The 12,211-nt window shown below is 61.4% G+C and carries 12 protein-coding genes; 7 read left to right on the plus strand and 5 right to left on the minus strand.

What is annotated here, in order from left to right:
- Window positions 1–3: 3 nt before the first annotated feature.
- The 3 genes from BN2475_RS15155 to BN2475_RS15165 form a co-directional block, all read right to left on the minus strand.
- Window positions 4–2,241: a thiamine pyrophosphate-dependent enzyme gene (locus tag BN2475_RS15155; RefSeq protein WP_094780319.1), complete on the minus strand. Its 2,238-nt coding sequence runs from the start codon at window positions 2,239–2,241 to the stop codon at window positions 4–6.
- 267 nt (window positions 2,242–2,508) lie between these two features.
- The gene (locus BN2475_RS15160) at window positions 2,509–3,045 is read right to left on the minus strand and encodes a flavin reductase family protein (protein ID WP_245841339.1); all 537 of its coding nucleotides are present in this window, start codon (window positions 3,043–3,045) and stop codon (window positions 2,509–2,511) included.
- The gene (locus BN2475_RS15165) at window positions 3,035–4,150 is read right to left on the minus strand and encodes an LLM class flavin-dependent oxidoreductase (protein ID WP_094780384.1); all 1,116 of its coding nucleotides are present in this window, start codon (window positions 4,148–4,150) and stop codon (window positions 3,035–3,037) included. Before BN2475_RS15165 ends, BN2475_RS15160 begins: the two co-directional genes overlap by 11 nt.
- Window positions 4,151–4,230: 80 nt before the next feature.
- Here BN2475_RS15165 and BN2475_RS15170 point away from each other — a divergent pair, with 80 nt between their 5' ends.
- From BN2475_RS15170 to BN2475_RS15200, 7 genes are all read left to right on the plus strand, one after another.
- Complete coding sequence (locus BN2475_RS15170; RefSeq protein WP_162844477.1) at window positions 4,231–4,779, plus strand: winged helix DNA-binding protein; 549 nt, start codon at window positions 4,231–4,233, stop codon at window positions 4,777–4,779.
- A 531-nt stretch (window positions 4,780–5,310) separates the two neighbouring features.
- Complete coding sequence (locus BN2475_RS15175) at window positions 5,311–6,867, plus strand: methyl-accepting chemotaxis protein (RefSeq protein ID WP_094780321.1); 1,557 nt, start codon at window positions 5,311–5,313, stop codon at window positions 6,865–6,867.
- A 165-nt stretch (window positions 6,868–7,032) separates the two neighbouring features.
- The gene (locus BN2475_RS15180; RefSeq protein WP_245841346.1) at window positions 7,033–8,100 is read left to right on the plus strand and encodes a lactonase family protein; all 1,068 of its coding nucleotides are present in this window, start codon (window positions 7,033–7,035) and stop codon (window positions 8,098–8,100) included.
- A gap of 526 nt (window positions 8,101–8,626) precedes the next feature.
- Window positions 8,627–9,073, plus strand: a complete 447-nt coding sequence (locus BN2475_RS15185) for an Ohr family peroxiredoxin (RefSeq protein ID WP_094780323.1) — start codon at window positions 8,627–8,629, stop codon at window positions 9,071–9,073.
- A 49-nt stretch (window positions 9,074–9,122) separates the two neighbouring features.
- On the plus strand, window positions 9,123–9,395 hold the full coding sequence (locus BN2475_RS15190; protein WP_094780324.1) for a hypothetical protein: 273 nt from the start codon (window positions 9,123–9,125) through the stop codon (window positions 9,393–9,395).
- Window positions 9,396–9,650: 255 nt separating this feature from the next.
- Window positions 9,651–10,118, plus strand: a complete 468-nt coding sequence (locus BN2475_RS15195) for a MarR family winged helix-turn-helix transcriptional regulator (RefSeq protein WP_094780325.1) — start codon at window positions 9,651–9,653, stop codon at window positions 10,116–10,118.
- Between the two features lie 166 nt (window positions 10,119–10,284).
- Window positions 10,285–11,019 carry an ABC transporter substrate-binding protein gene (locus tag BN2475_RS15200; RefSeq protein ID WP_094780326.1) on the plus strand — a complete coding sequence of 245 codons (735 nt, stop codon included), beginning with the start codon at window positions 10,285–10,287 and terminating at the stop codon, window positions 11,017–11,019.
- A 181-nt stretch (window positions 11,020–11,200) separates the two neighbouring features.
- Here the strand turns inward: BN2475_RS15200 and BN2475_RS15205 are convergent, their stop codons facing one another.
- Together BN2475_RS15205 and BN2475_RS15210 are read right to left on the minus strand one after the other, a co-directional pair.
- Window positions 11,201–11,365 (minus strand): FmdB family zinc ribbon protein, encoded by a 165-nt coding sequence (locus BN2475_RS15205; protein WP_094780327.1) that lies wholly within the window; start codon window positions 11,363–11,365, stop codon window positions 11,201–11,203.
- A 314-nt stretch (window positions 11,366–11,679) separates the two neighbouring features.
- Complete coding sequence (locus tag BN2475_RS15210; protein ID WP_245841340.1) at window positions 11,680–12,210, minus strand: SRPBCC family protein; 531 nt, start codon at window positions 12,208–12,210, stop codon at window positions 11,680–11,682.
- Window position 12,211 lies beyond the last annotated feature (1 nt).

Consider the following 12,211-nt stretch of genomic DNA (forward strand, 5'->3'; position numbering starts at 1 on the left):
GAATCAGAATCCGTAGCGCGCACGGCGCTGCGCAGCGCGGCGCTGCAGCCAGCCGATCACCATGTCGCGTGCACGCTGGCGCAGCTTGTCGACGCGGGTCGGATTCGTGACGATCTGCGCGCGATAGAACGACGGACACAGTACCGCCGCATGCGAGACCTCTCCGCACAGGCCGCAGCCGACGCAGCTGTCGAGCACACTCGCCACCGGGTCGGTGCGCAGCGGGTCGGGGTTGGGCTTGATCGACAGCGACGGGCAGCCGGACAGGCGGATACACGAATGATCGCCCGTACACGTATCGGCATCGACGCCGAAGCGCTCGCGCACCACCCGCTCGCCCGACGCAATGGCCTTGCGCTGCTTCGGCTTCTCACGGCGCTGCTTGTTCAGCATGCACTCGCTTTGCGCGATCAACACTTTCGGGCCCTTCGCGGCGGTCGTCAGCGCTTCCCTCAGCGTCGCCATCATCGTTTTCAGATCGTAGGTGCGCCGCACCGTCTTGACCCATTTCACGCCAACGCCGCGCACGGCCTGCTCGATCTCGTGGCCCGTGCTGCGGGTCGGATTGAGCGCCGTCGACGAGAGGATGTCCTGGCCGCCGGTCGCCGACGTGTAGCTGTTGTCGACGACAACAGTCAGGTTGTCGCTCTTGTTGAATACCGCGTTGGCGATGCCGCTCGTGAGGCCGTTGTGCCAGAAGCCACCGTCGCCCATCACGGAGATCGCGCGCTTTCCTGCGGGCGCGTTGAGCGCGGCCGCGCTCGCGCTGCCCAGACCGTAGCCCATCGTCGTCGCGCCCAGATTGAACGGCGGCAGGATTGAGAACAGGTGGCAACCGATATCGGCACTCACGTGATGCGGCCCGAGTTCGCGCTCCAGCAGTTTCATCGCCGTGAAGATCGGCCGCTCGGGACAGCCCGTGCAGAAGCCAGGCGGGCGGGCATGCACGTTGTCGTCGAGCGCGGGCAATGCCTCGGCTGCGACCGCCTCGGCTGCGACCGGTCGCGCGGCGGCGGCAACGCTCTGCGCCGAGGGCGCGTCAGACGTTGCAGGCACGCCGGCAGGCACGGCCACCACCGGAATCACCTTGCGGGGGACCGGCTGAGGCTCCAGCACGCCATACTTCTCGAAGAACGCACGCAGGCCCTTCATCATGGTTGCGGCGTTGTACTCGCCCGCCAGCGGCAGGATGTCCTTGCCGTGCAGCGCGGCTGTCACGCCGCGCTGGCGCAGGATCGCGCCCGCGTTCTGCTCGACGAAGTTCGGCTGGCCTTCCTCGATCACGAGCACCGCGCGTTTGCCCGCGCAAAAGCGCTCCCATTCGGAGTCGATGAGGGGATACGCGACGTTCATGACGTAAAGCGGAATCTGCGATTCGCCATAGACGTCGGCAAGGCCGAGCCGTTCGAGCGCGCGCAGCACGGTGTTGTAGCTGCCGCCCTGCACGGCGATGCCGATATCGCGCGTGTCGGCAGCGAAGAACTCGTTGAGCTCACGTGACTCGATGAACTTCACGGCCGCCGGCCAACGCTCGTGAATCTTTTCGCGTTCATGCAGGAAGCTCGCGGGCGGCAATACGATGCGGTTGACGTCGCGAGCCGGATTCTCGAGCGCCTCCTTGATCGTAAACGTCGAGCGGCGATTGTCCGAGGCGACGAACTGACCATGCACGTGGCACGCGCGAATACGCAATTGCAGCATGACGGGCGTGTTGCTCGCCTCGGAGAGATCGAAGCCGTCCTTCACGGCCTGCACGATGCACGGCAGATTCGGGCGCGGATCGAGCAGCCAGATCTGCGACTTCATCGCGAAGGCGTGACTGCGCTCCTGCATGATCGACGAGCCTTCGCCGTAGTCCTCGCCGACGATGATGAGCGCACCCCCGGTCACACCGCCCGACGCGAGATTGGCGAGCGCATCCGAGGCAACGTTGGTGCCCACCGTCGCCTTGAAGGTGACCGCACCGCGCAGCGGATAGTTGACCGAGGCGGCCAGCGACGCGGCGGCCGTCGCTTCGCTGGCGCTGTTCTCGAAGCGGATGCCGTGGTCGTTCAGGATGTCCTGGGCATCGGCCAGCACATCCATGAGGTGCGAAATGGGGGCGCCCTGATAACCGGCCACATAGGCCACGCCCGATTCCAGCAACGCCTTGGTCACTGCAAGAATGCCCTCGCCGCTGAATACCTCGCCGGCGCCCAGACGCAGCTTCTTTACTTCCTCGACAAACGACCGCTCAGCCATGACCGTCCTTTTACGTAGTCTTCCCGTGGCGCACGACGCGCCATCGTCACACATGAGGCCAGTATAGTTTAGATCTAAATATTTCCAAATTCATAGTTAACCCTGCAACCTGGCCATCTCTGCGATAGAACGCAGCGGGCCACACAGGGATGAACGGAAAGTGCGACGGCCAACTGCGCTGCCGCGCTTGCGCGTTCAACATGATCTGAAAATCGCACGGCAGCGCAGATGGCGCACCATCTCCGGCCTGCCGTGCTACCGGACGCCTTAGCCTACGGCTGCGAGCGGTCCGGCAAGCGCCGTATATTGACCCTGCCAGTAGACCAGCGGGCGTGGCACGGACTCGTCGCGCACGAGCGCGCGCACGCGACCGATCACGAGAAGGTGCCCGTGGCGCACGAGCAGCTCCTCCACCTCGCAATCCATGGCCACAACGCTATCCACCAGCAGCGGCGCGCCATCGCGCGTCATTTGCACCCACTCGTCGTCGCCGTAGCGCGCCTCGCCCTGCTCGCCGCGAAAGCCGGTGAAACGCTCGGCGATCGCACGCTGCTCGGTGCTCAGCAGGTTCACGCCGAAGCGCCGCGTGCGCTCCAACAGCCCCGCCGACGAACTGGTCGCCTTCAGCGATGCGACCACCATGGGCGGCTGGGCCGAAAACGACGACACCGAGGTCGCCGTGAAGCCGCTGCGCTCGGCGCCATCCGCAACGGTCACGACGCAGACCGCACCCGCAAAACCGCGCATTGCCTGCACGAAGCGGCTGTTCAACGGCTCGGCGTCTTCCATGACCTCAGGCCGCATGGCGAATCTCACGCGGGCTGCGCAGCCCGTGTGCCTCCAGGATGGGCAGCACCGTGTCACGGAAGTATGGAAACTCCTTCACATAGTCCACGAACGAGAGCGTCGTGCCCTTGAAGCCCGCTTCGGCGAGCGAAATCAGCCCTGCCGCCACCTGTTGCGGCGTCCCGACGAGCGGAAAGCCGCCATGACCCGCAGCCATCCGGTCGCGGATCAGCGCAAGCAGATCATGAGGGAACGACTGCGCATTGGCGAACTGAAGTGCCACGAGGTTATCGACTGCGCCCCAGTCCGCATTGTCCTGCGCGAAATATTGGAGGTACTGGCGTGCCTCCTCCTCGGTCGGGCGGCAGACCACATGCGAAAACGTCAGCACGTTCACCGCTTTCCTGGCGGCGGCGGCTTTCTGCTGCAGTTCTGCCACTTCCGTGCGCGAGCGCTCGAGATCGATCGCCGGCGTGAACAGGAAGTTCGCGTTGCCGATCGCGAAGTCTCTCCCCTCGCCCGAGCCCGCCGCGTTCAGGATTGGCGGACGCTCGCCGTTCCAGGGCTGCGGCAGGCCATAAACATTCTTCAACTGAAAGTTGGCACCTTCCCAGTTGAACGGACCTTCGTGCGTCCAGATCTTCTGCACTACGTCGAACCACTCCTGCGCGTATGCATAGCGCTGGTCGTGGCCCGCCGCGAGCGGCAATCCAAGCGCCTCGTATTCGGGGCGATTCCAGCCCGCGACGATGTTCAACCCGGCGCGTCCCGCGCCGATCTGATCGAGCGTGGCGATCTGCTTGGCTACGACCACTGGATGATTGGCCGCTGTGTGGATCGTCGCGAAGACGGTGAGATTGCGCGTCTTCGCAAGCAAGCCCGCAGCCCACGTCATTGTCTCCAGCACCGAGCCGTGGAAGTCCGTTTCGCCGCCGTAGCCGATCCAGCGCGCGATAGGCAGCATGAAGTCGATGCCCGCTTCGTCCAGCATGATGGCGAGCTTTTCGTTGTTCTCCCAGGAGTTGTCCCAGCGCTCGCCAATCTTTGTCGCCGACATCCCGCCCGAGCAATTTGTCGCGAATGTGCCGAGAATGAAATCCTTGGTGTTCAGAATTCGTCTCATATCAATCCTGTCGCAGTAAAATTTGTTCACACGACGGGCCGCCTTGCGACGGCACAGGCCGACAACCGCGCGATTCCGCAATGACCGAAAAATCACGCAGAACCCCGAAACACACTGCTTCCGAACATCGCTGGCACCTTGCGATAGACGACTTCGGCGTCGAGATCACCGACCTCGAGTACGCTGTCATGCGGCTCGATCAATCGTTCTCGCGCTGGCAGTCCGAATGCATGGCGGCCGTTACGGGCGTCACGCTGAGCGGACAGGAAAACGCACTGCTGCATATCATCCACATGCACGAACGGCCCAAGACCATCCGCGATCTTCTGCACATGACCAACCGGCAAGACGTAGCTAATATGCAGTACGAACTACGTAAGCTGATCAAATCCGGACTCGTCGAAAAAAATGGCACGGCGCGCGCCGGCGTGTACTACATGACGACAACGGAAGGCGCGCGTGTGTGCGAAAACTACGCGGAGTTACGCCGCGCGGTGCTGCTCAAGATGGCTGCTGCGGCGTCGGCGATCAAATCCGCTGCCGCTGAAGCCACGGCCTGCCTCGAACAGATGGAACATGTCTACGAATCCGCTACGCGCGAGGTCACGACGTTCCATCGGCGGCGCTAACCTGGCGCCTGGCACCCTGAAGCAATCCCGATCTTGAAGTGCGCTCGCTCTTCCAGACCCCCAACCTTTAAATGGAATTTCACATTGAAACTCTATTTGAACGAATCGTAGAGCAGCCGATTTTCGGCTGCAACCAAATTTCGCTAGGGGAAAACACCATCCGGAAAGGAGATTCTCGGGCCATCTGTTGGGCACGGCACGCTCGCGTCCAGCGGTGTGCTGATGTCCAGAATCCCGTTGGTGCGTACGAGCCAGTCTCGGCACCAGGCTGACCACTGCAAACGGTCGTCATCGAGCGCACTCGAGGCGGCCGACTCGTCAGCAGTGAATGGATGACTGGTCACACGGCCGGACGCCGCGCTGTCATCGGTCTGCTGCGCGACCCGCGGCATTGTGGCGATGAAGACCCCTATCGCGCCCCACCGGAGGTCTGATGTCTCGCATCAGGCCCATCGGCATGCCCATTTTCTAAAGAGATCGCATAATCTGCCGATAAACAAGTCATCGTACAACAACGGGTTGAAAAGCGGCATGCGAAACGTATCGGTTCGAAATAGTCTCCTGGCTGTCTTCCTGATCTTTGCGGCGATGATTTTGCTCGGTGGCGTGCTCGGGGTCGCCACGCTCAGCCGCGCGAATACCAATCTCAGCCGCATCCATCAGATTGCGATTCAGGAAATTCTCGTCAACGACGCATACAAGGACTCCACCCGCACGCGAGCCGCGTTGACGCGGGCTTACTCAGCGCTAAAGGAGCGCAACGACGAGGCGACACGAGACTCGGCATTGAAGAGCGCCGAAACGACCATCAACCGGGCGGCTGCCGAAACCGAGTCGTTTCGTAACGCCGCCGCTTTTCGTGGCCAGGACGACGAGTTGAAGCAGAAGTTGATCGATTCGTCGGTCAACCTCGCGGCGATCCTGAAGAAAGCCGCCGATGCACTGCGTGCCGGCGACACGAACGCCTACGCCGCTATCAACAATCGCGACATTACGTCGACCGGCGTAGCGTATTCGGTGAATGTCGAGAAATTCCAGAGCGTGGCAAACACGTTGTCGAACGATGCCATCGCACAGGTCGATCGCGAATATACCTGGGTCGTCAGCCTCGTCATTGTGGGGGTGAGCGCGGCGCTGGCCCTGATCGTCGCCTCGCATTTCGTGCTGCGACGCATCGTGACGGCTCCGCTGAACGATGCCGCCAATCTGCTCGATCGCATCGCGGCAAATGATTTGACAACGCGCATTCCCGAGGCAAGCCGCAACGAGATCGGTCAGCTATTCGCGGCGATGCAGCGGATGCAGTCTGGTTTGTCCCAGACAGTGGCGAACGTGCGCAACAATTGCGAGGCCATTCACGGCGGTGCGCGCGAGATTGCCGCGGGCAATCTGGATCTGTCGAGCCGCACGGAGCAGCAATCGGCGGCACTGGAAGAAACCGCAGCCAGCATGGAGCAATTAACGTCCACCGTCAAACAGAACGCGGACAACGCACAGCAGGCAAGCACACAGGCTGCGAGCGCAGCCGACGTCGCCGAGCGTGGCGGCGAGGTGGTCGAGCGCGCCATCCAGACGATGAATGCAATCAGCCAGAGTTCGCGCAGGATCGCCGAGATCACCGGGATGATTGACAGCATCGCATTTCAGACCAATATCCTTGCGCTGAATGCGGCGGTCGAATCAGCACGGGCCGGTGAGCAGGGACGCGGCTTCGCGGTGGTCGCCAGCGAGGTTCGCAGCCTCGCCCTGCGCAGCGCGGACGCTGCTCGCGAGATCAAGGCCCTGATCGGCGCCTCGGTCGAGGACGTGGCGAACGGCAATAGCCTGGTTGCGCAGGCGGGTCAGTCGATGCAGGAGATCGTGAGCGCAGTGCGCGGCGTGGCCACCATCATGAATGAAATCAAGGCGGCCACGATCGAGCAGAGCACGGGCATCGAACAGGTCGGCCAGGCGGTCACGCAGATGGACCAGGTGACCCAACAGAACGCGGCACTCGTCGAAGAAGCCGCCGCTGCCGCGAGCGCGCTCGAACAGCAGGCGCAGTCAATGACGGATGCAGTCTCGGCATTCCGTCTCGCCGCGCAATAGAAGCTCGGCTTGATCGAGGCCAGCCGCTCATCGATCAATCGTCCTCCACCAGACCGATATTGTTGTTCGACGCCTGATCAGATGCGCGCGAACGTTGGATCACTTAAACCATTTTCTAACAGGAGTATCAACATGAATGTTAAAGGCGTGTTGGGCGCCACCGCAATGCTGATCGCCGGTGCTTCCGTCTCTTGCGTCTCACAGGCTGCGACCTACGCATATGTATCGAATGCGGATAGTCAGGACATCTCAGTTTTCAGTCTCGACAAGTCGAACGGCTCGCTTGCGCCCGTCGAAACTGTCGCTGTCGGCGCAACGGTGATGCCGATGACGTTTTCGCCGAACCATCTCCGGCTCTACGCAGGACTGCGCTCGAAGCCTTATCGTGTGGTGAGCTTTGCGGTCAATCCGCTCGACGGCCGGCTGCTCGAACTCAGCACGGCGCCGCTGGCAGACAGCATGGCGTATATCTCGACGGACGCAAGCGGCCACTACCTCTTTTCCGCGTCGTACGGTGGCAACCTTCTGGCAGTGAACCGGATCGGCGCGAATGGTGTGGTCGGCGACGTGCAGCAGACTGTCAAGACTGGCCCGATGGCTCATGCGATCCGCAACGCCCCCGACAACCGTTTCGTATTCGCGTCGGTACTCGGCGCGGATGCCTGGCTTCGTCTCAAGTTCGATGCGTCGAATGGGCAATTGACCGAGGACGCCACGCCCGCCTATTCGTTGCCGCCGAAATCGGGACCACGCCACTTCGTATTCTCGCCGGATCATCGCTTTGCATACCTGATTGATGAACTCGACGGCAAGCTACACGTACTCGCCTTCGACAGCACCCGCGACACCGTCAAGCCGGTCGAAACAGTCTCGATCCTGCCGCCCAATTTCTCCGGCGACAAACCATGGGGAGCGGATCTCCACCTGACTCCGGACGGGCGATTCCTGTTTGCCTCAGAGCGCACGTCGAGCACACTCGCGGCTTACAAGGTCAACGCTGCGTCGGGCAAGCTGAAGCGTATCGGTACATACCAGACCGAGAAGCAGCCGCGCGGATTCAATATCGATCCGTCCGGCAAGTACTTGCTGGCTGTCGGACAATTGTCGACGAGCCTGAGCGTTTACAACATCGATCGTAAAACTGGCGAGCTGAGTGCGATCGGACAGTATCCGGTTGGCAAGGGTGCCAACTGGGTTGAAATCGTTGAGTTTGATGGCATAACTAACGAGTGAGGTTTGATTCCCGGCTAGCTGAGCGGTGGGGATGGCGTTTCTGATTCCGCTTTCATCGGGTGCCGTTGTCTACGTCTTGTCGGCGGCGCTGCTTCCAGCTCCACGGAATGCCGACAAGAGCGCTGCGCCTGGCGACCTGCTGTTCGGCCGGCGCAACTGCACTCCACAACTGTGCGGCCATGCGCTGCACAGCCCACCACATTTGCGCCAAATATGCGCGAATAGATCGTCTGCGGTACGACCATAACGCGGCGTTGTGCGTCACGACTGGTGATTGCTCACCATCGCTGATTGCTCGCAGGCATTCCTATTCATCAGACAAGCGACAGGGCCAACGGCTCGCAACTCGGCGCGGTTTTGCGGCGGCGTCGTGTCGGCCATCGCTGTTGGCCCCATAACGAATCGCACGCGATTTAATCTTATACGCTTGACATTGTTCGCCGCCTCGTCCATTATGCATCGCATGCGATCTGATCTTATGCGACGCATACACCATCCAAACCCGTTATCCATCGAGGAATCCATCATGACCACGATCGACAAAGTCCTTTTCTCGGGCAATTCCCACACCACGGTCAACCGCGACCCCAGCGTCCAGCGCGGCGAGTTCGGTGTCGTCGACCTCAAGCTGTCGGCGTCCGGCGGCGAAAGCCTCGACGTCATTGCCACCGAGCCGCACCCCAGGGCCGAGCAGCTCTTTGCCGGCGCGTGGTCGGCTTGCTACATCTCGGCGCTCGGGATCGCGGCTTCGCTAAAGAAGGTTACGTTGCCGCCGGACTATTCGGTGGATATCCAGGTCGACGTCGGCCAGACCGGTCCCGGCTGGTTTCTCGGCGCCCATTTCACGGTCCGGATACCGGGGGTTGCACAGGACGTCGCGGAGGCGATCGCGCGCAGCGCCCATCAGATCTGCCCGTACTCGAAGGCTGTGCACGGAAATATCGACGTGGTCCAGACCGTCGTCACGGCCTGACCCCGCAACACGCGTACCTATCACTGACTTCATCTGGAGAGATTCGATCATGAAGACCAAACTCATCGCTGCACTGCTCGTCGCACTTTCGGCTTCCGCAGCCGCTCCCGTATTTGCCAGCGGCTATGGCCCGGCGCCCGCATACCGGCCCGCGGTTGGCGCGCCGGCGTCGCAACGTGGCCAGAGCGTGCAAACCCTCGCTGCCGAGCGGGACAATGCGACCGGCTCGCAAAGTGCGTACGGTGGTGTAGTCGCCTTCGCCTCCCAGGCGGGAAGCCGTGTCGCTACGATGCCGGGCGACAAGCTTTTCGCGCATCACTAGCTCGCGCATCCCGCCGTCGCTGGGTCGTCGAGCATCGTCCGCGATGCACGGCGGTCCCAGCCTGCGAAGGGGGAGAGGCTATCTGCACAGGAACAGGCAAGCCATGTTCAGATTTGGCTGTGGCGATCGTGACGTCCGCTGCCACGATCGCCATCTCGCTCGAAACAGGGCATCGAAAATTTAAATCGCGTTGCGATATAATCGCAAGCGATCTATAACGCTGTCTGCGAGTGATCGGCTTTTTAGCTAAAGAGGATGCACGTGAAATCTACCGACCTCCCGGCGACTGCGCCCCTTCCGCTCTCCGACTTCCTGTGCTTTGCCGTTTATTCTGCGAATCTGGCGTTCGGCAGGGCGTATAAGCCCATCCTCGATGAACTCGGGCTCACCTATCCGCAGTACATCACGATCATTGCGCTGTGGGAGCAAGACAACCAGACCGTGAGTGGCCTGGGCGAGAAACTGTTTCTCGAATCCAACACGCTTACGCCAATGCTGAAGAAGCTCGAAGCGATGGGTTATCTGGAGCGGCGGCGTGATCCCGAAGATGAGCGCCAGGTACGGGTAAGCCTGACGAAAAGCGGCCGGCGCCTGCGCGAGAAGAGTCTGAAGATGGACCTCACCGATGCGACCGGGCTGGCGCCTAATGAATTCGCAAAGTTGCAGGAGGCGATCGTGACGCTGCGCGGCAATCTCATCAGGTCCATCGAAACAGATGAATGAGCGCGCAGCGGATCGGACGCGAATGATCGACGGGCCGCAAACCGCCCCTACGTCCTAAGCAATTCGCAAGCATCTTCTGCACACGCTCGGTGCACTGTCCCGCATCAGCAAGATTCTTGAACCTTAAGTCCGCACACCAAACGGCGCGGTCACAACGGGAGCATCCATGAACATCGATCAGTCCATTGCCGCCGCGTTCATCCCCACCGGCAAACTGCGCGCGTCGATCAATCTCGGCAACCCGATTCTTGCCAACCGACATCCGGAATCGGGTGAGCCCTTCGGCGTCTCGGTCGATCTTGCGCGTGCGTTCGCTGAAAGGCTGAACGTTGAACTCGAACTGCTGGTCTTCGACACGGCAGGCAAATCGGTCGAGGCAGTGAGCGAAGAGCGGGCTGATTTCGGCTTCTTTGCGGTCGATCCATTACGCGGAGAGAAAATCGCGTTCACAGCGCCGTATGTATTGATCGAGGGCTTCTATCTCGTGCACGATGACTCGCCGGTCAGGTCGAACGAGGACGTCGATCAGCCTCACAACCGGGTCGCCGTCGGCAAGGGCAGCGCCTATGACCTCTTCCTCACACGCGAACTGAAGGCAGCGCAGATCGTGCGCGCGCCGACGTCACCGGCCGTCGTGCAAACGTTCATCGAACAGGGTCTGGAAGTGGCGGCGGGCGTGAAACAACAACTCGAAGCCGACGCAAAAAAGACCACCGGGCTTCGGCTGCTCGACAAGCGGTTCATGGTGATCCAGCAGGCCATGGGTACGCCGAAGAGTCGCGGCCACGCGGCTGCTTCCGCGCTTCACGCTTTCGTTGAAGAAATGAAGGGTTCCGGATTCGTGGCTGATTCGTTGGCACGACATGGGATCGTCGGCGCGTCGGTGGCGCCGAAAGCGTAGTTGGAAGCGGTTGTTGACGGCGGATCGGCGAATGACCCTGCACGGCGGCGCCCGGTCACACCTGGCCACATCTGCCTGGCGCACAAGTTTCCTGCGCAGTAGTTCACCTACTGCGAAGGCGTGCTTCGCTTGCGCAAAAGAGCGCCCCACGCAAAAAGCGAATGGATGTGACAGGCAGAGCTCAGCTCTTTCTCGAAGTCTTTGCGACAAACGGCGTGGGTATGTGTTGAACCTGTTCACTTCCACACTTGGGGCAGCGCGGATGAGCGGTTTCATGCTCTGCGAGATGTTCAACGTGCTCAAACGTTTCGTGGCACTTCTCGCAGCGGTATTGGTAAGTCGGCATGGCATCCCTCCAGCACGAATCGTGCGCGTGCCGCCACGGACGAAGCCCGGTCGCGTGCAGCACCCCGTTGAGGCATTGTAGTGCAGGACGTCTCTGTCACAAGAACCTTTTACCCGTAGAGGCGCGGCGGCCTGCCGGCCTGCGCGAGTCACAACTGGCTGCGCGGAATCGGCGTCGAAAACGGGACGCCCCTTGCCGGCTGTTTCAGGAGTTACACCCAAGACCCGCTGGCCATGAGACGAAAATAAACTGAAGTTCTGGCGAGGCGCAAACCGGCAAAGCAACAACGCGGCGCGCCAGTCGGGCAAGCATTGCTAATGCTGCTGTGTCCCTTCCAGAACGCTCTTCAGTCGCGATACCGCCTCGTCGGATTCTGCCTGGATCCGCGCGCGCAGAACCAGCCAGTTGACCAAAGCGAACCACAAAGACGGCGCACGATAAGCAAACACGCGCTCGAAGCGCGTCCCCGTCGCGGTCGGTGCCAGTGAGTACGTGACGCTGCCCGCCGGTCTGTGAGCGATTGATCCCGCTATCGTCCATTTCCATGGCGGCTCGCGGGCAGTGCCCGCCACGAGAAAATCCTCCACCACCTGTTCGCCAATTTGAAGCGGATGATCAACGGCGCCCGTCACCGCCAGTGACGACGGATGCCACACAGGCCAGTGACCCGGCGTCGTCACATAGTCGAATACGGCTGCGGGCGGACGTTGAATCGACGCGACCGTCACAATGCGCGTGTCGAGCCGAACCGTTTGCGGCAATGGCACGACGAGCAACGCGATGACGACGAGCACGGCCAGGATTGCCGTTACGTATCGAGTCAGTTTTCTGCTGGCGGTTTTCACC

The organism is Paraburkholderia ribeironis, from assembly GCF_900019265.1.
GTDB classification, from domain to species: Bacteria; Pseudomonadota; Gammaproteobacteria; order Burkholderiales; family Burkholderiaceae; genus Paraburkholderia; species Paraburkholderia ribeironis.

What these genes read in the sequence shown, in the direction of transcription:
- BN2475_RS15195 (WP_094780325.1), top strand. Translation starts at nt 9,651, where the DNA reads ATGCACGTGAAATCTACCGACCTCCCGGCGACTGCGCCCCTTCCGCTC.
- BN2475_RS15190 (WP_094780324.1), top strand. Translation starts at nt 9,123, where the DNA reads ATGAAGACCAAACTCATCGCTGCACTGCTCGTCGCACTTTCGGCTTCC.
- BN2475_RS15205 (WP_094780327.1), bottom strand. Translation starts at nt 11,365, where the DNA reads ATGCCGACTTACCAATACCGCTGCGAGAAGTGCCACGAAACGTTTGAG.
- BN2475_RS15165 (WP_094780384.1), bottom strand. Translation starts at nt 4,150, where the DNA reads ATGAGACGAATTCTGAACACCAAGGATTTCATTCTCGGCACATTCGCG.
- BN2475_RS15155 (WP_094780319.1), bottom strand. Translation starts at nt 2,241, where the DNA reads ATGGCTGAGCGGTCGTTTGTCGAGGAAGTAAAGAAGCTGCGTCTGGGC.
- BN2475_RS15170 (WP_162844477.1), top strand. Translation starts at nt 4,231, where the DNA reads ATGACCGAAAAATCACGCAGAACCCCGAAACACACTGCTTCCGAACAT.
- BN2475_RS15160 (WP_245841339.1), bottom strand. Translation starts at nt 3,045, where the DNA reads ATGCGGCCTGAGGTCATGGAAGACGCCGAGCCGTTGAACAGCCGCTTC.
- BN2475_RS15180 (WP_245841346.1), top strand. Translation starts at nt 7,033, where the DNA reads ATGCTGATCGCCGGTGCTTCCGTCTCTTGCGTCTCACAGGCTGCGACC.
- BN2475_RS15175 (WP_094780321.1), top strand. Translation starts at nt 5,311, where the DNA reads ATGCGAAACGTATCGGTTCGAAATAGTCTCCTGGCTGTCTTCCTGATC.
- BN2475_RS15185 (WP_094780323.1), top strand. Translation starts at nt 8,627, where the DNA reads ATGACCACGATCGACAAAGTCCTTTTCTCGGGCAATTCCCACACCACG.
- BN2475_RS15200 (WP_094780326.1), top strand. Translation starts at nt 10,285, where the DNA reads ATGAACATCGATCAGTCCATTGCCGCCGCGTTCATCCCCACCGGCAAA.